The following is a 24444-nucleotide window of genomic DNA, read 5'->3' as shown; positions in this document are numbered from 1 at the left end:
CTGTCAGACGCCGGTCATGGGCCGGATGGCGTTGGCGCGGTCGACCAGCACCCCCAGCGCCTCCGGGCTGTCGGCCTGCCGGGCCAGCCGCCGCAGCACCGCTTCGAGCCGGGACCGCACCGACAGCTCGTCGTCCCCCTCGCCGAACAGCAGCCCGGCGTCGGCCGCTTGCCCCGGGCGCGGCGCCCAGTCGAGCGCGGCCTCCAGCACCTCCGCGGTGAGCCGGTCCCGGGCCTGCCCGTGGGCGCGCCCGTCGTCGAGATACAGCCGTGGCAGCCGGGTCAGCACTTCCACCAGGTCCTCTGCGGTGGGCCGGTCGTGGGGCTGCTCGCCGAGCCGCCCCGCCAGCACCCGTACGGTCGCGATCCGGGCGGCGTCGTAGTGGCGCGAGACCTTCGGGACCCCGTCGAGGACGGCGGCCGCCCCGCCCCGGTCGCCCGCGGCGAGCCGCAGCCGGGCCAGGCCGAAGGCGGCGCTGCCCTGGGAGCGGTTGCGCTCCCACACCGCCTCGTAGAACCGCTTCGCCGCCTCGTGGTCGCCCAGGTGCTCGGCGCAGTAGCCCAGCGCCAGCTTGGGCGCGTACTCGCCGGGCAGCGCGCTGTACACCGCGTCGAACGCGCGCCGCGCCTCGGCCACCGCGCCGCCCGCGAGCCGCAGGAGCGCGCGGTGCCAGGCGGGGCGCCAGTCGTACGCCGCCCCGCTGCCGATGATCTCCTCGGCGGCCGTCAGCTCCGCGTCCGCGCGGCCCCGCATCCCCAGGTCGAGGTAGGCGCGGCAGCTGCGGAAGCGGATCTCCGCCGACGGGTACGGGAACGCGCCCAGCTGCTCGATCAGCCGCCGCGAGCTGCTGTCCGTCGGGGTGTTGAGCAGGGCGGCGCCCGGGTCCGCCGCGTCCGGGAACGGCACCGGCAGCCCCGGCGGCACCTGCCGCGGCGACGGCAGCCCGTGCGCGAGGGCGCGGCGCGGGTCGCCGTCCAGCCAGTGTTCGAGCCCGGGGATCCGGCCGAGCCCCGCGTCCAGCAGCGCGGCGGTGGGGGCGAACAGCGTGGACGGCGCGGGCTGTTCCTCCCGCAGCCGCAGCGCGTGGATCTCCCGCAGCACGCCCCACAGCTGCTCGGACATCTCCGCCGCCGAGCCGAACCGGCGCCGTGGATCGTGGGCGGTGGCGCGGGCCAGCACCCGCCAGTACGACTCGGCGCCCAGGCCCGGCGGGGCCTGCGCGGGCCGCCGCGCCTTGTCGGACAGCGACCGCAGCGTCGCGCCGACGCCGTACAGATCGTGGCGCTCCGTCAGCGGGCCGCCGCGCAGCGACTCGGGCGAGGCGAACCCCTCGGTGATCACCGGCGGATCGCCGCCCCGCTGCCCGAGGCGGCGGACCGCGCCCAGGTCGATCACCTTGACCCGGCTCTCGTAATGCATCACGTTGCTCGGCTTGAGGTCGCAGTACAGCAGCCGCTCGCCGTGCAGATAGCCGACCGCGCGCAGCACCAGACAGCCGTACGCCAGGATGTGCTCGTACAGCCGGGGCCCGTCGTACGGCGGCATCGCGTCCGCGATGGCGTCCCGTATCTGGGCGAGCGTCATGCCGCCGACGAACTCCATCACGATGTAGCCGGTGAGCCGGTCGCTGCCGGGCTCCTCTCGCTGCGTGACGTAGTTGATGATGCGGACGATGCCGGGGTGGTCGAGCATCGTCAGATAGCGGCGCTCCTCGACCGCCGCCCGCAGCGCCGCCTCGTCCTCGTTGTTGATCAGGCCCTTGATGGCGACGGGCTGCCGGTCCAGCTGGGTGTCCTCGGCGAGATAGACCCAGCCGAGCCCGCCGTACGCGACGCAGCCGATCACCCGGTACTGCTCGCCCAGCAGATCGCCGGGGCGCAGCCGGGGGGTGAAGTCGAACGGATGGCGGCACCGTGGACAGACCCCCGCCGCCAGCGCGGGCTCCCCGTTGTACGGCGCGCCCACGGTCTCCTCGCACCCCGGCCGCCCGCAGATCTGTCCCCGGGACGGCGGCCGGGGATCGTCGAGCACGAGGTCGGTGAGCGAGGGCAGCTCGACCCACGGCAGATCCAGCAGCCCGTCCCCGGCGGGCCCCAGCGAGAACTTCCGCGCGGCATCGCGCCGCCGCACCCGCTCAGTGGCGCTGGTCGCGCCGGAGCGGATGCCGGTCGCGCTGCCGCTGCGGTTGGCGGCGCTGGGGCCGGTTGTGGCGTAGGGGCCGCGCCCGGTGCGGGCACCTCCGCCCGCGCCCGCGCCGGTGGCGGGTCCGGTATCGGCGTCGGACGCGGCTGGGCCCGGGCCTTGGGCCGCTTCCGGGTTCCCGGCCGGGCGCGCGGCGGTTGGTAGGGGTCTGCGGCCGCACTCCGTGCAGAAGCTGCGGGTGTTGATCTGGGCGCGGCCCCCGCCGGGGCAGTCGGGGCGGCCACACACCGCGACGGCTGTCATGGCGCCTCCCTCTCCGGCGAGGAGCCCGGTGCCGCGTGCACCGCCTGGACGAAGCGGTCTACGGCTCGGCGGGCCGCCGCTACGTCGCAGGGCAGGGCGGTCAGTTCGTGGTGGGCGGCGCGTTGGAGGGGGAAGAGTTCGCGGCGTTCTGAGGCGGCCTTCGCGCCTAGCAGGGCCGCGTACGCGTTCAGCAGGCCCTTCAGCTCCTTGATCTCGTCGCGCTGGGCGTCGGCCCGGCGCAGGGCGGCCTCGGCGCGGTCCCGTACCGCCCGGACCGCGTGCTCGAACGCGGCCAGCTTGGCCACGATGTGGTGGGTGCGCAGCTCGGGGTCGCCGCGCAGCCGGGTCAGGTTGATGCGCAGGGCCGGGGCCTCCGCCGGGTCCGACGCGGCGCGGGCGCCGGATTCGGTGGCCTCCCGCTCCAGGCCGGTGGCCTCGGCGACCTCGGCGGCCAGTGCGTCGAGCCAGGCGTCGATCCGCTCCGGGTCGGGGCGGAACAGCCGCTCGGCCAGCCGCAGTCCGGGGGCGTGCGGGTCGCGGAAGACCAGCATCAGCCGGGCGCCCCGGTCGGCGAGGAGCTTCATGAAGCGGATCAGCGCTTCCGGTTCGCTCGCGTGGTCGAGCCCGACGGCCACGACGGTCAGCGGGACGGCGTTGGCCCGGACGCGGCTGAGCGGGGAGGCGTCGCCGGGGGAGCGCAGGTCCAGGCGGTCGGCGACCCGGCGGGCCACCTCGGTGTCGGTGCGGCCGGTGACGTCGAGGGCCAGGTCCACGCTGCCCAGCGGCGGCACGGTGCCGTGCGGGGCGGCGGACACCGCCTCGTCGTCGCCGCCTCCGGACAGCTCGCGGTCGGCGAGGGTCACGGCGCGGCTGAGCGCCTCGTAGCGGCCGCTGTCGTCGTGCGCGATGACGACCGTCTCCACGTCCGCGACGCCGCCCGCCCGTCCGGCCAGGGACGCGCGGCGCAGCCACAGGGCGAGCCGCTGCGCGAACGGGACGTCCAGCACACCCCGTTCGCCGGAGGTGAGCCGGGAGACGAGCCGGGCGTCGACCACCGGGGCGCCGCCCACGAAGCGGTGGACGAGCGGGAGGTGCCGGAGGATCGTCTCGATGTGGATCATGTTCGACCGCAGGCGGCGCTCGTCGGCGGGGATGCCGGGGGCGTCGTCGTAGCGGTTGACGATCATCCCGATGACATGGCCGGTCTTCACGTCCTCCACCCCGGCGCCGCTGCATCCGCGCCGCACCACGTCCCCGGGGGAGTCCGGGATCAGCTCCAGCCACTCCGCGCGCGGGCCGACGGTGCCCGCGATCTTCGCGTAGAACCAGGTGCCGTCGTCGTTGTGGAGCGGGAAGCCGAGGTTGCGGACCTGCCCCAGCGGCTCGGGCGAGAGCCGGTACAGGGGCGCGGCGTGCTCGGCGGGCTGCGGCCGGTCCAGCGTCAGCAGCGCGATGTCGCCGCATCCGTCGGAGCGCCGGGGCACCCAGCAGCCCGCCGCGACCCGCGCGGTCACGGGGGCGGCGTCGGGGACCTGGACCAGGTCGACGAGGACGGGCGTGGCGGGCACCGGGCGCCCGTCGTCCGGGATGACATGGGCGCACGTCAGCACGGTGTCGCCGCCCAGAAGGATTCCGGCGCCCAGGATCTCGCCGGTCGTGCTACGGATCCGCACCCGCCAACACCCCCCGGCGGAGCACCCATTGACGGGAATGCCCGTGTCCTCCCCCATGCGGCAAGAGGATACGCCCGCCGGGTGCGGAAGTGACCCCTTCGTCCGATGGGTCACGGGATCGGGTGAGAGGCCGCCGGAATGGGAACCACGGCCTCTCGCCGCGCGCTCCCGCGCGGCCCCCGCGAACCCGGCGCGAGGGGCCGCGACGACCCGCGGTGGCCGCGCGCCCCGCCATTCGAGTGATGCGGCGTCACACTTCTTGTGGACGGACTCATTCCGATGGATTACTGAAAACGTGCGGTATGGCCTCCGCCGGTGTCACCGGCGAACCGGCCCCCGCATCCTCGTCGGTCCCGGGCGCCAGGCGTACCGAGCGAGGGGGCCGGGCGGGCGTCCCCAACGACCCGGCCGGCGCACATCGCATTCTCCTGCGAGCGCGAGCGGGTCCGACCCGCCCGGCCCGTCCCGTCCCTCTCTCCTTCCGTTCTCTGAGCCGTATCAGGGCCTCGCGGCCCGCTCAGTCTTCAGCAGGGAGCACACGCCATGCCCATCTCTCCGAATCAGGGGTCGACCGGCGGCGGTACCACCGTCACCATCACCGGTACGAACCTCGCCAACGCCTCCGCGGTGAAGTTCGGCAGCAAGAACGCCACCATCACCGCCAACACGCCCACCTCGGTCACGGTGACCTCGCCGTCCGGCAGCGGCGCGGTCCCGGTGACCGTGACCACGCCGGGCGGCACCAGCAACCCGCTGACGTTCTTCTACGTCGGCGCGCCCTTCAAGTCCGGCCTGAGCGACAGCTCCGGCCCGCTCGCGGGCGGCAACACCGTCACCATCACCGGCACCGGGCTCTCGACGGCCACCTCCGTGGCCTTCGGCGCCAACAACGCCACCCCCACGGTCGTCTCCGACAGCGTCATCACCGTCGCAGTGCCCGCGGGCGCGGCGGCCGGGTCCGTCGGGGTCAGCGTCACCACGGCGGGCGGCAGCAACAACGGCCTGTCCTACACCTACGTGGACGTGCCCACTGTCACCGGCTTCACGCCCACCTCCGGTCCGGCCTCCGGCGGCACCGCGGTGACCATCACCGGCACCAACCTGGGCACCACGCAGTCGGTCACCTTCGGCGGCATCGCGGCGCCGTTCAGCGTCGTCAACTCCACCACCGTGTCCGCGGTCACCCCGCCCACGGCGGACGGACAGCCCGGCCCCGCCGACGTCACGGTCACGAACCCCGCGGGCAGCGCGACCGGTGCGACGCCGTTCCAGTACCTCGCCGGGCCCGGTATCTGATCACTCTCTGGGACGTTCCGCTGGAAGGAGCAGTACGTTGAGCATCCCTCACGTCGCAGGCCAGGAGAGAGTTTCCACGGCAACCGCCGCGCCCGCGGCCACGGCGGCGTCCCCTCCGGTGATCAGTTCCGTCAGTCCCGCCTCCGGATCACCCGGAGGCGGGACCGCCGTGACCATCACCGGCAGCAACTTCAACCAGGCGACGGCGGTCCGCTTCGGCACCACCCTCGCCCCCGCCTTCACCGTCGTGTCCGCCAACCAGATCACCGCCACCTCCCCGGCGGGCTCCGGCAATGTGCTGGTCACGGTGACCACCCCGGGCGGCACGAGCAACGGGGTGGCCTTCTCCTACGCGTCCACCCCCGCCCCCGTGCTGAGCGGGGCCTCCCCGAATCAGGGCCCGGCCGCCGGGGGCAACACCGTGACGCTGACCGGCAGCGGTCTCGCCGGGGTCACGGCGGTGCGCTTCGGCTCCGTCCTGGCGACGTCGTTCACCGTGATCTCGCCGTCGCAGATCACCGCCGTCGCGCCGCCCGGGAGCGCCGGTCCGGTGCAGATCACGGTGACCGGTCCGGGCGGTACGAGCAACGGCCTCACCTATACGTATGTGGCGAGTCCGGTGCTGGGCAGCGTCTCGCCGAACGGGGGCCCGGCCGCCGGCGGCAATACGGTGACGATCACCGGTAGCGGCTTCACCGGGGCCACGGCCGTCCGCTTCGGCTCGGTCAACGCGACGTCGTTCACGGTGGTGTCGAACACCCAGATCACGGCGGTCGCGCCGCCGGGCAGCGCCGGTCCGGTGCAGGTGACCGTGACCGGTCCGGGCGGTACGAGCAACGGCCTCACCTATACGTACGCGGCGAGTCCGGTGCTGGGCAGCGTCTCGCCGAACGGGGGCCCGGCCGCCGGCGGCAATACGGTGACGATCACCGGTAGCGGCTTCACCGGGGCCACGGCGGTCTCTTTCGGGGCGGTTCCGGCGACGTCGTTCACGGTGGTGTCGGATACGCAGATTTCGGCGGTCGTCCCGCCGGGCAGCGCAGGTCCCGTACAGGTGACCGTGACCGGGCCCGGTGGTACGAGCAACGGCCTCACCTATACGTACGCGGCCAGTCCGGTGCTGAGCGCGGTCTCGCCCGGCCAGGGGCCGGTCGGCGGCGGCAATACGGTGACGCTGACCGGCAGCGGCCTCACCGGCGTCACGGCGGTGCACTTCGGCTCCGTGCCCGCGGTGTCGTTCACGGTGGTGTCGGCGACGCAGATCACGGCGGTGGCCCCGCCGGGCACCGCAGGGCCGGTGCAGATCACGGTGACCGGTCCGGGCGGGGTGAGCAACGGCGTCACCTACTTCTACGTCGGCGTCCCCACCCTCAGCGACATCACCCCCGCCTCCGGCCCGGTCTCCGGCGGTACGGCCGTCACCCTGACGGGGACGAACCTGCTGGGCGCGACGGCCGTCACCTTCGGCGGCGTCCCCGCCACGTCCTTCACGGTCGTCTCCGCCATCCAGATCACCGCGGTGGCGCCGCCTGGGGCCGCCGGGGCGGTGCAGGTGACGGTGACCACGCCCGGTGGCACCAGCAACGGCGTCACCTATGTCTACGCGCCCGTCCCCGTACTCACCAGCGCGGTCCCCGGTCAGGGCCCGCTGGGCGGGGGCAACACGGTCACCCTGTTCGGCAGCGGCCTGACCACGACGAGCGCGGTCCATTTCGGCTCCACGCTCGCCGCGTTCACGGTCGTGTCGGACAGCTGGGTGACGGCGACCGCCCCGGCTGGGTCGGCCGGGGCGGTCAACGTCACCGCGACGACCGTGGGCGGCACGAGCAACGCCGTGACGTACGCCCGTGTCGCCGGGCCCGATATCTAGGGCTCCTGCAGGGCGCCGCCGGGGAGCGGCCGGTCGCCGGACGGGCGGGTCAGCCACACCCCCTCGCCCCGCGACAGCCCCGGCAGCGCGTGCTCGAACTCGTGCACCGACCGTACCGGGATCTCCCCGGTGAGCAGCCACCCCGACCCACCGCCCGCGCTCTCCGCGAGGTCCGCCCCGACCGCGGCGAGCCGGGCGGTGACGGCTGTCAGCACATCGGGCGGAATCTCCAGCTCGAAGGCGTGATACGGCTCGTACACCCGCCACCCCGCCCGCTCCAGCGCCTCCCACAGCACCCCCGGGGTGACGCCCCGGAAGTCGGCGGCGGTGCTGATCGGGGCGTCGAACCCCGAGCGGATCAGGGTGACCCGGCAGTCCGTGACCGCGCGCCCGCGCGGACCCTGCCGCAGGGTGTCGTACACGGTCTGCTCGATCGCCGTGTGGAACGCCCGTGGCAGGGCGCCCAGTTCGGTCTCGTAGCCGAACCCGGCGCCGGACCCGGTCGCGGCGGGCTCGACGCGCAGCCCGACCGTCGCCCACGGCCCCGTATGACCGCGCTTCGCCATCTCGTAGCACGCCTCGCCGACCCCCACCGGCCGCTCCACCAGGACCGGGCGGCTCGGCTCGAAGTCGGCCTCGATGCCGTAGTCCTGCGCCAGCGTCGCCGCGATGATCTGCTTCTGCACCTCCCCGTACAGCAGCACCGACGTGGCGCCGCCGGGCATCGCGCGGGCGTGGATCAGCGGGTCCTGGTCGGCGAGGGCGAGCAGCGCGGTGTGCAGCCGGACGGCCGCCGCAGGGCCGGGCTCGCGGGCGTGGACGAGGGTGTGGAGGGTGGGCGCCGCGAAGTGCCGCTGTCCGTCTCCAGCGGCGCTGTCCCCGAGCCGGTCGCCGACGCGGACCTCGGGCAGCCCCTTGATCCGCGCGATCTCCCCGGCGGTCAGCGCCCGCGCCCTGGGACGGCCCACCACCTCCAGCGCGGTGATCTGCCCGCTGTGCCCGTCGCAGTGTCGGCCGCCGGGCCGGTGCAGGGTGAGGTGCTGCCGTACGGTCAGCTCGCCCGAGAAGAGCCGCAGATAGGCGGTCTTCGTGGCGGAGCCCGCCGCCCGCTCGACGGCGAAGACCGCGCCCCGGGGCTCCGTACCGCCGCCGTCGCCGCCGCCGTCCGGGCTGGGCGGAACGTACCGTACGACGCCGTCGACCAGGGCCGCGACGCCCTCGCCGCTCAGCGCCGAACCGCAGTACACCGGGTGCGCCCGCCCCTCCGCCGTCCCCGAGGCCAGCGCCGCGCGCACCTCGGCGGGGGAGGGGAGCGGGCCGTCCACGAGCCGGGCGAGCAGCGCGTCGTCGGTCTCGGCCAGCGCCTCGGCCAGCTCGGTGCGTACGCCGACGTTGTCGAGCGAGCGCGGCCGGGCGCGCGCGGCCCGGGTGCCCAGGTCCCGTACGTCCGTCATGGGCACGATGTGCGGCGCCAGCAGCCGCCGGATGTCCGCCAGCAGCTCCGGGTGGCGGGCGCCCGCGCGGTCGATCTTGTTGACGAAGAGCAGCACCGGCAGCCGCAGCCGCCGCAGCGTCTTCATCAGCACCCGGGTCTGGGCCTGGACGCCCTCGACGGCGGACAGCACGAGCACGGCCCCGTCCAGCACGCCGAGCGCCCGCTCGACCTCGGCGATGAAGTCGGAGTGGCCGGGGGTGTCGATCAGATTGACCTGGGTGCCGCCCGCGCGAAAGGACGCCACGGCCGACCGCACGGTGATGCCGCGCTCCCGCTCGATCGCGCCCGTATCGGTCTGGGTGTCCCCGGCGTCGACGCTGCCGAGGCGGTCGATGACGCCCGCGTCGAACAGCAGCCGCTCGGTGAGGCTGGTCTTACCGGCGTCGACATGGGCGAGTACGCCGATGTTGATGGTCTGGTGCATGCGTGGTGATGTCCTCGAAGACGGTCGTCCGATGGGGGCGCTGAGTCGTTCCGAGGAATCGGCGCATCGCATGCTCCTGTCGCGTGGGCGGAATGTCGCCGACATCCTGAGCGCGGCGGGACCCTGCGGGCAACCGATTTACGCGCGGTCTGACGCGAGGGCAGAAAGCGCTGTCAGACCTCTCGACAACTCCCCCTGCGCGCCCGACGCTTCACACCACGGGGGCCCAAGCGGCAGAAGGGACACATGGTGCGCCGAAGAACGCTCCTCACCGCAGCAAGCGCTACCCTGCTCGGCACCGCACTGACCACCGGCACGGCCCACGCCGACGAAGCCGTGACCGTCGACCCGGGCACCGACTACGGCGGCTGGGAGGGCTGGGGGACCTCGCTCGCCTGGTGGGCCAACCTCTTCGGGCAGCGGGACGACTTCGCCGACGCCTTCTTCACCACCAAGAACACCCCGTACGACGGGACCACCCTCCCCGGCCTCGGCCTCACCATCGCCCGCTACAACGTCGGCGGCTGCGCCTGGACCAGCGTGGGCGGCCAGTCCATGGCCGTCTCGCCCAACATCCCGCGCTTCAAGCAGATCGAGGGCTTCTGGCACGACTGGTCCAGCGAGGACCCGGCCTCCTCCGCCTGGCGCTGGACCGCCGACGCGCCCCAGCGCGCGGCGCTCACCAAGGCCGTCCAGCGCGGCGCCGTCACCGAGCTGTTCTCCAACGCGCCCATGTGGTGGATGTGCCTCAACCACAACCCCTCCGGCGCGGCGGACGGCGGCAACAACCTCCAGTCCTGGAACTACCGGCAGTTCGCCGTCTACCTCGCCACCACCGCCCGCTACGCCCAGGACCACTGGGGCGTCCGCTTCGCCACCGTCGAGCCGTTCAACGAACCCTCCTCCACCTGGTGGAAGGCGGACGGCACGCAGGAGGGCTGCCACATGGACGCAGGCGTCCAGCGCACCGTCCTCGGCCACCTCCGCACCGAGCTGGACCGCCGGGGCCTGTCCGCCGCCCGCATCTCGGCCTCCGACGAGACCAGCTACGACCTGGCCCGCACCACCTGGGGCTCCTTCGACGCGCCCACCCGGGCCCTCGTCGACCAGGTCAACGTCCACGGCTACCAGGGCTCCGGCGGCCGCCGTGACCTGCTGTACGCGGACGTGCGCGCGGCGGGCAAGAAGCTGTGGAACTCCGAGACCGGCGACAAGGACGGCACCGGCCTCTCCCTCGCCACGAACCTCTGCCTGGACTTCCGCTGGCTGCACCCCACCGCGTGGTGCTACTGGCAGGTCATGGACCCCAGCGCGGGCTGGGCGCTCATCCACTACGACCCGAACACCGCGCAGCCCGGCGCCGTCCAGACCAAGTACTACGTGCTGGCCCAGTTCACCCGGCACATCCGCCCCGGCATGCGCGTCCTGGCCACCGGCTCGGACCACGCGGTCGCCGCGTACGACCCGGCCGCCCGCCGCCTCGTGCTCGTCGCCGTCAACCCCGGCGCCGCGCAGACCCTCACCTTCGACCTGTCGCGGTTCGGCCAGGTCAGCGGCGGTGCGGGCGGTCTCGTACCGCGCTGGTCGACGCAGACGGCGGGCGGCGGCGATCTGTACGCGGCGCGCCGGGACACCGTGCTGGACGGCAAGCGGCTGAGCGTGCCGTTCGCCGCGCAGTCGGTGCAGACATTCCAGATCGACGGCGTGACGGAGTAGCGGGTGCCGCTGCCCCATAGGGCGGCAGGTCTGCCCCCGCGCCTCTGGGAGGCGCGGGGGCAGACCTGCGAGCGTGAGGCGGGTCGACCCGCCTTTGATCGCCCGGAGGAAGACCTATGGGACTGGCCCGTGACGAGAACACCAAGAAGGGCGAAGGGCGGGCCCCTCAGCGGCCGCGAGCGACCCCCGCCTCCGCCGGAACGGCCGTACAGCGGATGCTCGCCCAGCAGGGCCGGGCCGGGAATCAGGCGGTGGTCGAGATGCTGCGGCGGGCCGGGCACCCCGGCGCGCGGGACCAGCACCAGCACGGCGCCGGATGCGGACACCAGACCCCTCCGGTGCAGCGGTCCGAAGACGAGGACGAGGCGGTACGGGACACCAGCCCGGAAGGCCAGAGCGCCCTCGTGGCCGCCGCGATGAACTCGTCCAGCGAGTCGCTGCCCTCATCGGTCGTGGCCAAGGCCGGGGCGTTCTATCAGAACGACCAGCTCTCCTCGACCCGCCTCCACCGTGACGCGGTGGCGCAGCGTGCCACGGCGGCGATGGGCGCCCAGGCCATGACCATCGGCAACCACATCTTCCTCTCCGCCGGGACCTCGGGCGACGAGAAGCTGATCGGGCACGAGCTGAGCCACGTCGACAAGAACCTCAAGGGCGTACCCGAGACGGGGCACAGCAACGGCGCCGGAGTCACCGTCACCAACCCGAGGCAGGACTCCGAGCAGGCGGCCGAGCAGGACGGCCACGCCTACGCCACGGGCCAGGCGACCGCCCCCTCCGTCACCGCCCGGCGCTGAACCTCACGTCGCCAGATGGCGGACGACCCTCCGCAGTTGCTCCGCGTAGTGCTCGCGGAACTCCGGCGACTCCGGGTCGGCGTCGAAGAGCTGGCGCACCGCGTGCGGCAGCGCGATCGGCGCCGTCACCAGGCTGACGTAGAGCAGCATCGCCATGGCGGGATCGATGTCCTCCGCGATCTCGCCCTCCGCCTGGCGGCGCCGCAGGTCGGACAGGTCTTCCGGGTCCCCCTCCGGCGCGGCGTCGTCGAGGCCGCACCAGGCGTTGAACCGGGTCGCCCGCGGGTCGGCGAACGCCTCCCTCAGATAGCGGATCACCAGCTCGTCCAGCGGGATCGCGGGGTCGTTGAAGCTCTCCTCGCGCTTCAGCCACTCGCGGCCCAGCTCCCGGTACAAGCCCTCCTTGCCGCCGAAGTGGTACGCGATCAGCTGCTTGTTGACGCCCGCCCGGTCCGCGATGTCCTGCACCCGGGCGCCCGCGAACCCCTTCTGCGCGAACTCGTCCCGGGCCGCCTCCAGCAGCAGCCGCCGGGAGCGCTCCGGGCACAGCTTGCGCTCCTCGGGTGCGGGGGCGCGGCGGGGCCTCTTCGGCGTCCCCTCCATGTCGTCAACTCCTCCGTGCTCGACCGCACCAGGCTACCGCCCCTCTTCACCCATCTATATGTTTGACAACTTCATCCGGTTGGATGAACCTGGAGCTGACCGCACAGGACAGTCAGGGGAGATTCGTCATGATCGTGGTAACCGGAGCCACCGGAAACGTCGGCGCGCACGTGGTGAAGGAGCTGGTCGACGCGGGCGCGGAGGTCCGCGCCCTCACCCGCGACCCCCGGACCGCGCGCTTCCCCGACGGCGTCGAGGCGGCCCGCACCGAGGACCTGCCGCTGGAGGGCGCCTCCGCGCTGTTCCTCAACCCGGCCGTGGTGTGGCAGCTGGGCGCCGACAAGCTGCTGGAGCGGGCCAAGGAGAGCGGGCTGCGGCGCGTCGTGATGCTCTCCTCGTCCTCCGTCCTCGACGACACGGACCCGCAGGCCAACCCGATCGGCGCCCTCCACCGAGGCCTGGAGGAGCAGGTCCGGCAGTCGGGCCTGGAGTGGACCCACATCCGCCCGGGCGCCTTCGCCGCGAACGCCCTGGGCTGGGCGGACCAGATCAAGGCCGGGGACGTGGTGTACGGCGCGTACGCCGGGGCGCACATGGCCCCCATCCACGAGGCCGACATGGGCGCCGTCGCCGCCCGCGCCCTCCTCACCGACGACCTGCTCGGCCAGACGCCCGAGCTGACCGGCCCGGAGTCGCTGACCTTCGCCGATCAGGTGCGGGTCATCGGCGAGGTGATCGGGCGGCCGCTGCGGTACGAGGAGATTCCGGCGGAGGTGGCGCGCGAGAAGATGGTCGGGGGGTTCATGACGCCGGAGGTCGCCGATTCGCTGCTGCGGGTCTTCGCGGAGACGGTGGGGCGTCCGCAGGCGATCTCCCCGGAGGTGGAGCGCATCACGGGCCGCCCGGCGCGGACGTTCGCGGAGTGGGTCTCCGACCACGCGCCCGCCTTCAGCTGACCGGTGGGGGCGTGGTTGCTGGGGTGCGGTGGGTGGTGCCGGGGGCGGGGCCTCCGGGGCAGGGGCCTGGACGCGCATATTTTTGGCGCCACCACCGAAGAACGTGGGGTTGGCCGGGAGTAGGCGCCACACATACACGTCGTCGTCCAGGCCCCCACCCCTGCGACCCCACCCCCTCCCCCCGGTGGCTACCTGCCCCCCGGTTGTGGGCAATCGTTCCGCCGGGGCGGAACGGGTGGGCACAACCCACCCACCGACCCGCACCCGGCCGTGAAACCCCAACCAGCCCGGGGCCTGGCCCGCCCCACCCACCGGCCCCGCCCGGCGGCGAAACCCCAACCAGCCCGGGGCCCGGGGTGTCCCCGGTTTCGGGAAGGGGCGGGGTAGGGGAGAGCCGCCGCGCAGCGGCCACCGGCCTCAGGCGCCCCGCTTCTTGGGGGGCGTCTTCTTCTTCGCGGTCGCCTTCTTCGCCGCTGCGGCCTTCTTCGCCGTCTTCTTCGCGGGGGGCTTCTTGCGGTCGCTCAGGTCCGTGACCGAGGCCTTCTCGCCACGCGCCTCCTTCGCGCTGCGGACGCTGTCCTTCAGCGCGGCCATCAGGTCCACCACCTGCGCACCGCTCGGCCGCTCGCCCGGTTCGGCGGTCGGGGTCGCGCCGGAGACCTTCGCCGCCACCATGGCCTCCAGGGCCTCGTGGTACTCGTCGTGCAGCTCGCTCAGGTTCACCTCGCCGAGCGTGGCCATCAGGGTGTCGGCGAGGTCCAGCTCGGCGGGCTTCACCGTGACCTTCTCCTTGGGGGCGACGCCCGCCGGTTCACGGACCTCGTCCGGCCATAGCAGCCGGTGCATGGCGATGGCGTCGCCGACGACGCGCAGCATCCCGAGCCGCTCGCGCCCGCGGTGGGCGTACTTCGTGATGGCGACCTTCTCGCTGCGCTTGAGGGCCTCGCGCAGGAGCGCGTACGGCTTCGCGGCGGCCGTACCGTTGGCGCCGAGGTAGTACGCGTCGCCCATCTGCAGCGGATCGATGTCCGAGGCGTTCACGAACGCCTCGATCTCCAGGGCACGGGTCGTCGGCAGCGGAAGCGCGGCCAGGTCCTCGTCGGTGATCGGGATCAGGGCACCGTCGGCGTCTTCGTACGCCTTGCCGATCTCCTCCGCGTCGACCTGCTTGTCCTCCAGCTCGCAGACCTTGCGATACCGGATGCGACCGCCGTCGGAGGTGTGGATCTGCCGGAAGGACACCGAGTGGTCCTCGGTCGCCGGATACATCTTGATCGGGATGCTCACCAGTCCGAACGAAATGTTCCCATTCCAGATAGATCGCATGCTTGATCCCTTTCGTGAGATTCTTATCGTATGTCCCCGATCACGGAGGTGGAGGGGCGACGGATCGCGCTCAGGAACCTCGACAAGGTCATCCATCCGGCCACCGGCACCACCAAGGGCGAGCTGCTGCACTACCTGGCGTCCTCGGCGGACGCGATGCTGGGCCATCTGCGGGGGCGGCCGCTCGCGTTCCTGCGGTATCCGGACGGGCCGGACGGGCAGCTGTTCTTCACCAAGAATCCGCCGCCCGGCACGCCCTCCTGGGTGACGACCGCCGAGGTCAGCCGCCATGCGGGGGAGACCGCGCGACAGGTGCTGGTGCAGGATCTGGCGTCGCTGATGTGGGCGGCGAACCTGGTGGTGGAGTTCCACGCGCCCATGTGGCGGGTCGACGAGCGGACCGACGCGGGGGCGGGCCTCGCCGACCGCCTCGTCTTCGACCTCGACCCCGGCCCGCCCGCCACGATCGTGGACTGCTGCGCCGTCGCCGTATGGCTGCGGGAGCGGCTGCGTACGGACGGGCTGGCCGCGTACGCCAAGACCAGCGGCTCCAAGGGCCTGCATCTGCTGACCCCGCTGGAACCGGCCCCGTCCCGGCAGGTCACCCACTACGCCCGGCGGCTCGCGGCGGAGGCCGCCGCCGCGCTGCCGGGGCTGGCGATCCAGAAGATGACGCGCTCGCTGCGGCCCGGGAAGGTGTTCGTCGACTTCAGCCAGAACGCCGCCGCCAAGACCACCGCCGCCCCCTATACGCCCCGCGCCCGCCGGGAGCCGACCGTCTCCACGCCCGTGACCTGGGACGAGGTGGAGGCGTGCGACGACCCCGGGCGGCTGGTCTTCCGCATCGACGACCTGCCCGAACGCCTCGACCGCCACGGCGACCTGCTCGCCCCGCTCCTCGACCCGGCACGGGCCCACCCGCTGCCCGCCACCCCATGACCCCCGCGCCGCCGCCCCTGCTGCCACCCGTGCCGGTGGCGCTGGCCCGGCCCATCCAGACCCTGCCGGTCGCCGAGCCCGGGCGGCGGCTGGCCTACGAGCCGAAGTTCGACGGCCACCGGCTGCTGATCTTCCGGCTGGCGGACGGGGTGCAGCTGCAGGCCCGCTCCGGCCGCATCGTCACCCGCGCCTTCCCGGACCTGGCGGCCGCCGCGCGACGGCTCCCGGTGGGCACGGTGCTGGATGGTGAGGTGGTGGTGTGGGTCGGCGGCCGCACCGACTTCGCCGCCGTCCAGAAGCGCGCCACCGCCGCGAGCGAGGCCCGCGCGGAGCGGCTGGCCCGCCAACTCCCCGCCTCCTACGCCGCGTTCGACCTCCTCGCGAGCGGTACGGACGACCTGCGCCCCCGGCCGTACGCCGAACGCCGCGCCCTTCTGGCGACGCTCCTCGAACCGCTCGGCCCGCCCCTCCAGGCCGTCCCGATGACCATGGACCCGGAGCTGGCCGCCACCTGGTACGAGGCGTTCCCGGCCATCGGCGTCGAGGGGCTGGTGGTCAAGAGCCCCGACCAGCCGTACCGGTCCGGGCGGCACTGGCGGAAACTGCGGCACTCGGAGACCCGGGACGCCCTGGTCGTCGGCGTCGTCGGCCCCCGCTTCCGCCCCCGCGCCCTGGCCCTCGTCCTGCCGGGCGACGACACCCCGGTCGTCTCCGGCCCCCTCACCCCGGCGGTCCGCGCCCAGCTCACCACGGCCCTGCGGGACCTGCCCGCCGAACCCGCGCCCGCCGACCCGCCCACGGCGATCGACACGGTCGGCGCGTGGATCACCTACCAGCCGATTCCCCCGGAGCTGACGGTGGAGGTACGCCAGGAGAGCACGGTCCGCCACGCCGCGACGGCGGTCATCCGCCTGCGGACCGAGGGGTGACCGGGCGCCCGGACCCGCGCTCGGTCCTCCGCACTCCAGCCCGTCCGGCGATTGAGGACCGGGGCCCGGGGCGGAGCCCCGGTTTCGGGAAGGGGCGGAGTGGGGGAGGAGCCCCCTACCCGGCCGCCGCGGGGTCCGGCGGGCCGGTGACGACCGCCGTCACCCGGCAGCCCCGAGGCAGCGCCCCCGCCTCGGCCAGGCCGTAGACGCCCCACAGCATCTTCGCCACGTACCGCCGCTCCACCCGCACCCCGTGCCGCTCCTCGAACCCGGCCGCGAACGCCTCCAGCCCGGCCGGGACCCGCCCGTATCCGCCGCCGTGCCAGCCGTGCTCGATGCGCCAGTTGCCGAACGTCCGCCCCCACCCGCGCCGGTGCAGCCCCGCGACCTCGTCCTCCAGATACCCGTCCGCCCCCTTCAGCACGGCGAACCCCACCGCCCGCGCGCCCTCCGGCAGGGCGGCGGCGATACCGGCCAGCGTGCCGCCGGTGCCGACGGCGCAGCACACGATGTCGCGCGGGCCCAGGCCGGGCAGCTCCGCGACGAGGTCGGCGGTCCCGCGCGCGGCGAGCGCGTTCGTCCCGCCCTCCGGCAGGACGTAAGCCCGCCCCCACCGCGCCTCCAGCTCCCGCAGCGTCCCCGGGTCGTCCAGGGAGCGCAGGGTCCGGCGGTAGCCGGACCGGTCGAGGAAGGACAGCTCCATGCCGTACGACGCGGCGAGGGCGAGTGACCAGTTGCGCGGGGCGTCGGCGAGTTCGTCGCCCCGGATGACCCCGACGGTGGACAGCCCCCAGGCGGCCCCGGCCGCGGCGACGGCCCGGATGTGGTTGGAGTAGGCCCCGCCGAAGGTGAGCAGCCGCGTATGCCCCTGCTCGACGGCGGCCCGCAGGTTGGGCGTGAGCTTGCGCCACTTGTTGCCGGGGACGGTGGGATGGATCAGATCGTCCCGCTTCAGCCGCAGCTCCAGGCCCCGCCCGGCAAGCCACTCGTCGTGCAGGTCGTGCAGCGGCGACGGTGCCCGGTGCAGGGGGTCGGCGGGGTCTGTCGGCGGTCTCACCCGTCCATTCTGACCGCTGCCCGGTGGCTCTGGACACGGTGGCGGCCCTTTCTTGAAGGGGCTTCACGTTTTACGACAACTCCGATGGGGATGCGTCTAGTTGTCGGCCGCGAAAAAGTCGATCAGATCTCCGCTCCGGTGCGGAATGGATAACGCGCCGAGGACATTGCTGTGAAGTGAATGTGAAGGCAGTTTCGGGTGGGTCGGCCCGGCTAAGAGACGCCCATGAGCAATCCCCATGACCGTATGGTGGACAACGGTCCGTACAACCACCATCACGCGAATCCGTCCAGCCGCCTCGGGGCGGAGCGGACGGCGCTGATCATTCATGGCATCGCGGACGTCGCCGCGATCTTTCTGGGTCTGTGGATCCTGCTGTACCTGCTCGGCGCGAACGAGGCGAACGTCTTTGTCGGCTTTGTGCACGGTGTGGCGGACTGGCTCGCGGGCTGGTCGCAGGACATCTTCACCATGGAGCCCGAAGGGGCGCGCGTCTTCCTCAACTACGCGCTGCCCGCGCTGATTTACCTCGGTGTCGGTCATGGCGTCGCCTCCTGGGTGCGGCGGCTCTGACCCTGCGCGGTCGCTGGTTCGCGTAACACTCTCCGGCCCTCCGGCGCTGAGGAGGGTACGGAGAGAACGGACGGGAACTCGATTTGGCTTTTCGCCCCATGAAGAATGCACACTGCCGGGCATGAGCGAATGGACCGGCAGTAGAAACCCCGATTTCCACGACCCCGCGTATGCCCCGCCGCCGGGCGGGCATCCTGGTATTCCGCCTCAGCAGGGAGGCGGGGGCGGCGGGCGGCCCGAGGTGCCTTATCGGCGGCGTGGCCGGACGGTGAAACGCGTTCTGGTCACCGTGGTCGTCGTGCTGCTGGTCGCCTCGGTCGCCACGTATTTCTGGGCCGATTCCAAGCTGCGCAAGGAAGTCGATCTCAGCCAGGTGATCGACCGTCCCGAGGCGGGGGACGGCACCAACTATCTGATCGTCGGGTCCGACAGCCGTGAGGGCATGTCGGACCAGCGGAAGAAGGACCTGCACACCGGCTCGGCCGACGGCAAGCGCACGGACTCGATGATGATCCTGCACGACGGTGCTTCCGGTCCGACGCTCATATCGCTGCCGCGCGACTCGAACGTGACCATCCCGAAGTTCCGCGGATCGGAGTCCGGGGAGATCAAGGGGCCCATGGGGGCCAACAAGCTGAACGCCGCGTACTCCATCGACGGCCCGCAGCTGCTCGTCCGCACCGTCGAGGCCAACACCGGTCTGCACATCGACCACTACGCGGAGATCGGGTTCTCCGGCTTCGCCGACATCGTGGACGCCATCGGCGGCGTCGACATGAACCTCGACAAGGGGTTCAAGGACAAGCAGGCGGGCGCGGACTTCGAGGCGGGTCAGCAGACGATGAACGGGCAGCAGGCGCTCGCGTTCGTCCGCAGCCGCCACGCGTTCGCCGCCAGCGACCTGGACCGGACGAAGAACCAGCAGAAGTTCCTGTCCGCCCTGGCCGCGCAGACGGCGACGCCCAGCACGCTGCTGAACCCGTTCGCGCTCTACCCCACCATGGGGGCCGGACTGGACACGCTGATCGTCGACAAGGACATGAACCCGTACCTGCTGGCCGAGATGTTCTTCGCGATGAAGGACGTCACCAGCAGCGGCGGCAAGTCCATGAACATGCCGACATCGGGCAGCACCGGCGGCAACCTCCAGTGGGACGAGGGCAAGCTCAAGCAGCTCGTACGGCAGCTCAACAACGACGAGCCGGTCACCGTCTCCGACACGCCGTGAGCCGGGCCTGACGCGTCGAGGGGGTCACCGGGCCGCGAACGGCCGGTGACCCCCTCGTCTCTGCGTGCGCCGCGCCTAGGCGGCTGTGGGGACCGCGCCTATGGAGCGGCCCGCCCAGTCGGGTGCCTTCTCGACCAGGGAGGTGAGCCGCTCGCGGATCTCCTCGGGGAACGGTGCCGAACCGCCCGCCTTCTGGTCGATGTGGAGGGCGAGGAGTTCGGTGGTGGCCACCGGATCGCCGCTCTCCGGGTCGCCCACGTACATCTCGTGGGAGAACCGCACCTTCTTCTCGTCCACACCCAGCACCCGGGTGCGGATGGTCAGCTCGGCGCCTTCCTCGACTTCGTGGAGATAGCGGATGTGCGTCTCGACGGTGTAGAGGGAGCAGCCGGTCTTCACCCGGTATCCGGAGTCGAGACCGGTCTCGACCATCATCTCGTCCGTGCTGTGTCCGAAGACGAGGACGTAGAACGCCTCGCTCATATGACCGTTGTAGTCGATCCATTCCGGTCGGACGGTCTGGTGGTAGTGGGGGAGCTGGTCGCTCACTTGTCGCCTCCCTCGTTGCGCTGCTCGGGCAACCGGCCGGTCGCCCGCAGGACGTTGATCACGCCCTGGTCCCTTTCCGCGACGAGCTGGGCGATACTCCGCCCGGCCGCCGCCTCGTCACATCCGTCGACCATGGCCGTACGCAACGAGTCGTCCAGCTCAGGGGCTTCGAGACGCGTCCATGGCGATTTCAGTGACGGTCCGAAGTGATCGAGCATATGCCCCATGCCGCCCTCGCCTCCCGCGAGGGCGAACGTCAGGCACGGGCCCATGAAGGCCCAGCGCAGACCGGGTCCTTCGGTGATCGAGTCGTCGATGTCCCGCACGGTGGCCTCACCGCTCGCCACCATGTGCAGGGCCTCGCGCCACAGTGCCTCCTGGAGGCGGTTGGCGATGAAGCCGGGCAGTTCGCGGTCCATGGTGATGACGGACTTGCCCGCGGCCTTGTAGAAGGCGGAGGCCCATTCCACGGCGGCCGGGTCGGTCTTCTCGCCGCCGACGACCTCGACCAGGGGGATGAGGTACGGCGGGTTGAACGGGTGGCCGACGAGGAGGCGGCCGGGGTCGGTGGCCTCCGTCTGCATGTCGGTCATCGGGTAGCCGGAGGTGGAGGACGCGATGACGGCGCCCGCCGGGGCGGCCGCGTCCAGCTGGGCCAGCAGGCTCCGCTTCAGCTCCAGCTTCTCGGGGGCGCTCTCCTGGACGAACTCCGCGTCGGCGACGGCCTCTTCGAGGGTCGGGGCGAGGGTGAGCCGGTCCGGTGAGGCGCCCTCGGCCAGGCCGATCTGCTCCAGGGCGGGCCAGGCGGCGTCGACCAGGCGGCGCAGCTTGGTCCCGGCGTCCGGCGCCGGGTCCCAGGCGGTGACGTCGTAGCCGCGGGCGAGGAAGTGGGCGACCCAGCCGCCGCCGATGACGCCCGCGCCGATACAGGCGACGCGGCGGACACGGTCGGGTGCGCAGGGGGGTGAGGGCATGGGGGTCCTAAGGGAGGAGGGGCCTAAGGCTTCAGGGGGCGTTACACGCGGGGCGCTACGAGCGGGGCTTGAGGCCGAGCCGCTGGCGGGCCTCGTCCGGTGTGGCGACGGCCGCGCCCAGCAGCTCGGTGATCTGGACGGCGCGCTCGACCAGCTGGCCGTTGGTGGCCTTGACGCCCCGGCTGAGGTAGAGGTTGTCCTCCAGGCCGACCCGTACGTTGCCGCCGAGCAGGATGGACTGGGCGACCCACGGCATCTGCATGCGGCCCAGCGCGAAGCTGGCCCACTGCGCGCCCTCGGGCAGGATGTCGACCATGGCCTTGAGGACGCCCGGCTCGGCGGGGGCGCCCCACGGGATGCCCATGCACAGCTGGAAGACGGTCGGGTCGTCCAGCAGCCCCTCGGCCAGCAGCTGCTTGGCGAACCACAGCTGTCCGGTGTCGAAGATCTCCAGCTCGGGGCGGACGCCCAGGTCCTGGATGCGCTTCGCGCCGGTGCGCAGCATGTCGGGGGTGGAGACGTAGAGGTTGCTGCCGTCGCCGAAGTTGAGCGAGCCGCAGTCCAGGGTGCAGATGTCGGGCAGCAGGTCCTCGACGTGCGGGAGCCGGTCCAGGCCGCTGACCAGGTCGGTGCCGGGGAGGTGGGTCAGCGGTGCCTCGGGGTCGATGACGAGGTCGCCGCCCATGCCCGCGGTGAGGTTGATGACGACGTCGGTGCCGGTCTCCTTCACCCGCTCCACGACCTCGCGGTAGAGCCGCGGATCGCGGGAGGGGGCGCCGGTCTCGGGGTCGCGTACGTGGATGTGGACCACGGCCGCCCCGGCCTCCGCGGCCTCGACCGCGGAACGGGCTATCTGCTCGGGGGTGACGGGGACGTGGGGGCTGCGGCCCACGGTGTCACCGGCCCCGGTGAGGGCGCAGGTGATGATGACGCTGTCGTTCATGGGCATGGCGTTTCTCCGTCTTCTGCGACTGCTCCGTAGCTACGGGAACGGGGATGAACAGGCTTCGTCGGGACGGTGCTCGTCGGGACGGTGAGGGGGCTGTGCGGACAGCTCCGCGTCGAGGTGGGCGAGGCAGGCGGCGCGCATGTGCTCCGCGCTCGTACCGCCCTCGCCGGGCGCGGTGGCCACCACCTGGGTGGCGAAGCCGTCGATCAGCGCGGTGAGCCGCAGCGCGCTGAACTCGGGGTCGACGTCGCGGAAGACGCCCTGGGTGATGCCGCGCCGGATCACCTCGGCGATCGTCCGCCGCCACTCCCGGTAGAACTCGGCGTGCAGCCGCCCGATGGCGGTCGAGCGCGCGGCCTCGGACCACAGGTCCATCCACACCAGCCACTGGTCGCGCTGCTGGGTGCTGTCCGGGACCTGGAGGTCGATGAGCTGGCGCAGCTCCTCCAGGGCGTCGTCGGCCTCGGCGAGGCGGGTGGCGCGGCGGACGGTGTCCTCGTCCATGCACCACCGCACGGCGGCTTCCAGTAATTCGGCGCGGCCGGGGAAGTGGTAGTGGATGGCGGCGGTGCTGGTGTCGCAGGCGGCGGCGATGTCGGCGACGCGTACGGAGTGGAAGCCGTGCTCGGCGATCAGCCGGACCGTCTCCCGCACGATCTGGAGAGGCCGCCCGCCCTCGGGGGGAGAGGTGCGGGCGGCCGGTTCAGGGGTGTCGGCGTCGGGTTCGCCGGGGCCGGTGGTGCCGAGCAGCCACCCGGCGTCGACCCGGCCCGCGTCGGCGATCCGGGCCAGTTCGGCCACGGTGAAACGGCGGGTGCCGCCGAGCGAGCGGGACAGCTTGGAGGGGTCCATCACCACACGCCGCGCGAATTCCCGCTGGCTGCAGCCCGCTTCGTCGATCACCTGACGGACACGTGCCGCGACGTCGAACTTTTGCCGCATGGCCGACACCGTACGGAGGTGTTGAGATAAGCGCAACGGATGCTGGTGAGGGTTGACCCCTTATGGGCTGCTACGTACCGGAATTTCACCCGGGTGATGCGCCGTGGACTGACTCGGCGATCAGTGGAGATCGGTAGGAAACCAGCCACTCAGCCGAAGCGTGCGATCGCGGTCATCGTGGGCCGCAGATTCCGTATACCCGGCAGCCGCCGCGCCACCGGCACCAGCGCCCCGTGGTACAGCCCCCGCCCGCGCGGCGGCGGCAGCTCCCGCACCTCGGAGATCCTCGGATGGGCGGTACGGACCTTCGCCAGCTCCCCCGCGTTCATGCCCCACGGCATGGGCGGCGGCCGGTATCCCCGCGCGGTGCGCAGCTCGCCGCGGAGCGTGCGCGCGCTGAACCAGCGCGGCACCGCGTCGAAGACCAGCGCCCCGCCCGGAAATCCCTCCGCGCACCCGGCGATCAGGTCCCGTACCTCGGTGGGCCGCAGATACATCAGCAGCCCCTGCGCGGTGATCAGCACCCCGCGCGAGGTGTCGACCTCGTTCCGCCAGGACAGGTCGAGCGCCGACCGGGCGAGGGTGCGCCGCCGCCCGTCGTCCGGCAGCAGGGCGCGGCGCACGGCGGCGGTCTCCGGCAGCTCGACGCACAGCCAGCGGGCCCGTCCGTTGTCCACCCGCCAGTACTGGGTCTCCAGCCCCTCGGCGAGCGCGACGACGGTGCCGTCCGGGTGGGCGGCGAGGAAGTCCCGTACGGCGTCGTCGAAGGTACGGACCCGCAGCGCGTGCCCCTGCGCGAGCAGCGGGCTCGGCGGGCCGAAGGTCTCCTCGAAGGGGTAGTCGACGCGGTCGGCCAGCTCGACGGCCTTGGGGTCCGCCAGCACCGGACGCGGCCCGCGCGCCTCGTACGCGCGCATGTACAGGTTCCACAGCAGGGTCTCGGGGACCCCGCTCAGCTCGACGCGCCACCCGTTGTCGTCCGCCATGGAGCCCATTGAACACCCGGGGGCCGCCGGGAGCGCCGGTCATTCCGCCAGATATTCGAACACCTCATCCCAGAACGGGGCGTCCCCCACGTATATATCGAAGGCGGTCATCTCGGCGCGCAGCTCCGCGACGGCCCCGGCCCTGGCCTCCTCGTCGTCCCCGACCGCCTCGATGGCCTCAGCCCGCTCGGCGAGCAGCCCGAGCAGGACGGCGAGCGAGGGCAGCGAGGAGGCCACCGTGCCCTTCCAGCCCTCCCCGTGGTCCCAGCCGTTCGGGTCGTAGTGATCGATGTCGCCGAGGGCCGCGTCGAGCATCAGCATGTCCTCGTAGCGGGTGCCGAAGCAGAAGCAGAAGTTCTCGGGCGGGGAGTGGTCGTCGGGGTAACGCCTTCCGTACAGCTCGTCGGCGTCGAAGGTGTGCCGCCGCTCGGCGTTCCGCAGATGGGTCGAGTCGAAGCGGAGGGAGCCGATCTCGACGGCGGGGAAGCCGACCGTGGTCAGGAACTCCCGCGACGCCCGGTCGGTCAGCTCGGCCGGAAGATCGGCCTCGTCCGGCCGCCACAGCGACCCCGCGCCGAACCGGGCCTCCAGCCAGGCGGCGTCCGGAACCCGGGGCGGGGTCTCTTCGGTGGTGGTCATCGCTGTGCCCCCTGAAATGCGGTGCGCGGATGCGGTGTTGCCGCTCCGCCGTGCTGATCGCGTACGCACTCAGTCAAC

Annotated in this window: 21 protein-coding genes; 9 read left to right on the top strand and 12 right to left on the bottom strand. The window is 72.7% G+C overall.

The genetic code is table 11. From position 1 onward, the window contains the following. Window positions 1-3 precede the first annotated feature (3 nt). Both ACWC5C_RS12410 and ACWC5C_RS12405 read right to left on the bottom strand, forming a co-directional pair. On the bottom strand, window positions 4-2445 hold the full coding sequence (locus ACWC5C_RS12410; protein WP_450875389.1) for a tetratricopeptide repeat protein: 2442 nt from the start codon (window positions 2443-2445) through the stop codon (window positions 4-6). Next, window positions 2442-4118, bottom strand: a complete 1677-nt coding sequence (locus ACWC5C_RS12405) for a trypsin-like peptidase domain-containing protein (RefSeq protein WP_450875388.1) — start codon at window positions 4116-4118, stop codon at window positions 2442-2444. The genes ACWC5C_RS12410 and ACWC5C_RS12405 overlap by 4 nt, the downstream gene beginning before the upstream one ends. A 543-nt stretch (window positions 4119-4661) precedes the next feature. On the opposite strand from ACWC5C_RS12405, the gene ACWC5C_RS12400 reads away from it, so the two are divergent. Together ACWC5C_RS12400 and ACWC5C_RS12395 are read left to right on the top strand one after the other, a co-directional pair. Beyond that, the gene (locus ACWC5C_RS12400) at window positions 4662-5414 is read left to right on the top strand and encodes an IPT/TIG domain-containing protein (RefSeq protein ID WP_450875387.1); all 753 of its coding nucleotides are present in this window, start codon (window positions 4662-4664) and stop codon (window positions 5412-5414) included. Beyond that, window positions 5374-7284: a beta strand repeat-containing protein gene (locus tag ACWC5C_RS12395; RefSeq protein WP_450875386.1), complete on the top strand. Its 1911-nt coding sequence runs from the start codon at window positions 5374-5376 to the stop codon at window positions 7282-7284. The genes ACWC5C_RS12400 and ACWC5C_RS12395 overlap by 41 nt, the downstream gene beginning before the upstream one ends. Here the strand turns inward: ACWC5C_RS12395 and otr(A) are convergent. Then, window positions 7281-9203 carry a tetracycline resistance ribosomal protection protein Otr(A) gene (gene otr(A) / locus ACWC5C_RS12390; protein WP_450875385.1) on the bottom strand — a complete coding sequence of 641 codons (1923 nt, stop codon included), beginning with the start codon at window positions 9201-9203 and terminating at the stop codon, window positions 7281-7283. The two genes, ACWC5C_RS12395 and otr(A), sit on opposite strands and share 4 nt — an antisense overlap. Window positions 9204-9449: 246 nt before the next feature. Between otr(A) and ACWC5C_RS12385 the strand changes: the two genes are divergently transcribed. Together ACWC5C_RS12385 and ACWC5C_RS12380 are read left to right on the top strand one after the other, a co-directional pair. Then, window positions 9450-10919 (top strand): glycoside hydrolase, encoded by a 1470-nt coding sequence (locus ACWC5C_RS12385; protein ID WP_450875384.1) that lies wholly within the window; start codon window positions 9450-9452, stop codon window positions 10917-10919. 116 nt (window positions 10920-11035) lie between these two features. Further along, on the top strand, window positions 11036-11716 hold the full coding sequence (locus ACWC5C_RS12380; RefSeq protein WP_450875383.1) for an eCIS core domain-containing protein: 681 nt from the start codon (window positions 11036-11038) through the stop codon (window positions 11714-11716). Between the two features lie 3 nt (window positions 11717-11719). Here the strand turns inward: ACWC5C_RS12380 and ACWC5C_RS12375 are convergent, their stop codons facing one another. Then, on the bottom strand, window positions 11720-12319 hold the full coding sequence (locus ACWC5C_RS12375; RefSeq protein ID WP_450875382.1) for a TetR family transcriptional regulator: 600 nt from the start codon (window positions 12317-12319) through the stop codon (window positions 11720-11722). Window positions 12320-12447: 128 nt separating this feature from the next. Between ACWC5C_RS12375 and ACWC5C_RS12370 the strand changes: the two genes are divergently transcribed. Then, the gene (locus ACWC5C_RS12370) at window positions 12448-13275 is read left to right on the top strand and encodes an NAD(P)H-binding protein (RefSeq protein ID WP_450875381.1); all 828 of its coding nucleotides are present in this window, start codon (window positions 12448-12450) and stop codon (window positions 13273-13275) included. Between the two features lie 417 nt (window positions 13276-13692). Here the strand turns inward: ACWC5C_RS12370 and ku are convergent, their stop codons facing one another. Continuing rightward, window positions 13693-14601: a non-homologous end joining protein Ku gene (gene ku / locus ACWC5C_RS12365; RefSeq protein ID WP_450875380.1), complete on the bottom strand. Its 909-nt coding sequence runs from the start codon at window positions 14599-14601 to the stop codon at window positions 13693-13695. A gap of 30 nt (window positions 14602-14631) precedes the next feature. On the opposite strand from ku, the gene ligD reads away from it, so the two are divergent. Together ligD and ACWC5C_RS12355 are read left to right on the top strand one after the other, a co-directional pair. Further along, window positions 14632-15540, top strand: coding sequence for a non-homologous end-joining DNA ligase (gene ligD, locus ACWC5C_RS12360; protein WP_450875379.1), 909 nt, complete (start codon window positions 14632-14634; stop codon window positions 15538-15540). After that, entirely contained in the window at window positions 15537-16469 is a 933-nt protein-coding gene (locus tag ACWC5C_RS12355; RefSeq protein WP_450875378.1) for an ATP-dependent DNA ligase, read from the top strand. The genes ligD and ACWC5C_RS12355 overlap by 4 nt, the downstream gene beginning before the upstream one ends. 115 nt (window positions 16470-16584) lie before the next feature. Here ACWC5C_RS12355 and ACWC5C_RS12350 read toward each other — a convergent pair whose 3' ends face one another. Further along, on the bottom strand, window positions 16585-17526 hold the full coding sequence (locus ACWC5C_RS12350; protein WP_450875377.1) for a 1-aminocyclopropane-1-carboxylate deaminase/D-cysteine desulfhydrase: 942 nt from the start codon (window positions 17524-17526) through the stop codon (window positions 16585-16587). Between the two features lie 246 nt (window positions 17527-17772). On the opposite strand from ACWC5C_RS12350, the gene ACWC5C_RS12345 reads away from it, so the two are divergent. After that, window positions 17773-18099 (top strand): hypothetical protein, encoded by a 327-nt coding sequence (locus ACWC5C_RS12345; RefSeq protein ID WP_450875556.1) that lies wholly within the window; start codon window positions 17773-17775, stop codon window positions 18097-18099. Further along, entirely contained in the window at window positions 18068-19327 is a 1260-nt protein-coding gene (locus ACWC5C_RS12340; protein ID WP_450875376.1) for an LCP family protein, read from the top strand. Before ACWC5C_RS12345 ends, ACWC5C_RS12340 begins: the two co-directional genes overlap by 32 nt. A 75-nt stretch (window positions 19328-19402) precedes the next feature. Here the strand turns inward: ACWC5C_RS12340 and ACWC5C_RS12335 are convergent, their stop codons facing one another. The 6 genes from ACWC5C_RS12335 to ACWC5C_RS12310 all read right to left on the bottom strand — a co-directional run bounded on the left by ACWC5C_RS12335 (window position 19403) and on the right by ACWC5C_RS12310 (window position 24366). Then, window positions 19403-19876 (bottom strand): thioesterase family protein, encoded by a 474-nt coding sequence (locus tag ACWC5C_RS12335; RefSeq protein WP_385447386.1) that lies wholly within the window; start codon window positions 19874-19876, stop codon window positions 19403-19405. Continuing rightward, complete coding sequence (locus ACWC5C_RS12330; protein ID WP_450875375.1) at window positions 19873-20850, bottom strand: 3-hydroxyacyl-CoA dehydrogenase NAD-binding domain-containing protein; 978 nt, start codon at window positions 20848-20850, stop codon at window positions 19873-19875. Before ACWC5C_RS12330 ends, ACWC5C_RS12335 begins: the two co-directional genes overlap by 4 nt. Before the next feature lie 55 nt (window positions 20851-20905). After that, the gene (locus tag ACWC5C_RS12325; protein WP_385447382.1) at window positions 20906-21799 is read right to left on the bottom strand and encodes a BKACE family enzyme; all 894 of its coding nucleotides are present in this window, start codon (window positions 21797-21799) and stop codon (window positions 20906-20908) included. A gap of 33 nt (window positions 21800-21832) precedes the next feature. Beyond that, window positions 21833-22741: a TetR family transcriptional regulator C-terminal domain-containing protein gene (locus tag ACWC5C_RS12320; RefSeq protein ID WP_450875374.1), complete on the bottom strand. Its 909-nt coding sequence runs from the start codon at window positions 22739-22741 to the stop codon at window positions 21833-21835. A gap of 149 nt (window positions 22742-22890) precedes the next feature. Continuing rightward, window positions 22891-23727 (bottom strand): class I SAM-dependent methyltransferase, encoded by an 837-nt coding sequence (locus ACWC5C_RS12315; RefSeq protein ID WP_450875373.1) that lies wholly within the window; start codon window positions 23725-23727, stop codon window positions 22891-22893. 39 nt (window positions 23728-23766) lie between these two features. After that, window positions 23767-24366 (bottom strand): SUKH-4 family immunity protein, encoded by a 600-nt coding sequence (locus ACWC5C_RS12310; protein WP_450875372.1) that lies wholly within the window; start codon window positions 24364-24366, stop codon window positions 23767-23769. Window positions 24367-24444: the final 78 nt, after the last annotated feature.

Source organism: Streptomyces sp. NPDC001700 (genome assembly GCF_053596435.1).
The sequence above is the reverse complement of the archived record's forward strand: the minus strand, read 5'-3'. Positions and strand labels throughout refer to the sequence as shown.

Bases quoted from the DNA above. Each gene is read 5' to 3' on its own strand.
- ACWC5C_RS12345 (WP_450875556.1), top strand. From the start codon at position 17,773: ATGGTGGACAACGGTCCGTACAACCACCATCACGCGAATCCGTCCAGC.
- ACWC5C_RS12330 (WP_450875375.1), bottom strand. From the start codon at position 20,850: ATGCCCTCACCCCCCTGCGCACCCGACCGTGTCCGCCGCGTCGCCTGT.
- ACWC5C_RS12410 (WP_450875389.1), bottom strand. From the start codon at position 2,445: ATGACAGCCGTCGCGGTGTGTGGCCGCCCCGACTGCCCCGGCGGGGGC.
- ACWC5C_RS12385 (WP_450875384.1), top strand. From the start codon at position 9,450: ATGGTGCGCCGAAGAACGCTCCTCACCGCAGCAAGCGCTACCCTGCTC.
- ACWC5C_RS12315 (WP_450875373.1), bottom strand. From the start codon at position 23,727: ATGGCGGACGACAACGGGTGGCGCGTCGAGCTGAGCGGGGTCCCCGAG.
- ACWC5C_RS12355 (WP_450875378.1), top strand. From the start codon at position 15,537: ATGACCCCCGCGCCGCCGCCCCTGCTGCCACCCGTGCCGGTGGCGCTG.
- ligD (WP_450875379.1), top strand. From the start codon at position 14,632: ATGTCCCCGATCACGGAGGTGGAGGGGCGACGGATCGCGCTCAGGAAC.
- ACWC5C_RS12325 (WP_385447382.1), bottom strand. From the start codon at position 21,799: ATGCCCATGAACGACAGCGTCATCATCACCTGCGCCCTCACCGGGGCC.
- ku (WP_450875380.1), bottom strand. From the start codon at position 14,601: ATGCGATCTATCTGGAATGGGAACATTTCGTTCGGACTGGTGAGCATC.
- ACWC5C_RS12370 (WP_450875381.1), top strand. From the start codon at position 12,448: ATGATCGTGGTAACCGGAGCCACCGGAAACGTCGGCGCGCACGTGGTG.
- ACWC5C_RS12340 (WP_450875376.1), top strand. From the start codon at position 18,068: ATGGCGTCGCCTCCTGGGTGCGGCGGCTCTGACCCTGCGCGGTCGCTG.
- ACWC5C_RS12310 (WP_450875372.1), bottom strand. From the start codon at position 24,366: ATGACCACCACCGAAGAGACCCCGCCCCGGGTTCCGGACGCCGCCTGG.
- ACWC5C_RS12400 (WP_450875387.1), top strand. From the start codon at position 4,662: ATGCCCATCTCTCCGAATCAGGGGTCGACCGGCGGCGGTACCACCGTC.
- ACWC5C_RS12375 (WP_450875382.1), bottom strand. From the start codon at position 12,319: ATGGAGGGGACGCCGAAGAGGCCCCGCCGCGCCCCCGCACCCGAGGAG.
- ACWC5C_RS12380 (WP_450875383.1), top strand. From the start codon at position 11,036: ATGGGACTGGCCCGTGACGAGAACACCAAGAAGGGCGAAGGGCGGGCC.
- ACWC5C_RS12320 (WP_450875374.1), bottom strand. From the start codon at position 22,741: ATGCGGCAAAAGTTCGACGTCGCGGCACGTGTCCGTCAGGTGATCGAC.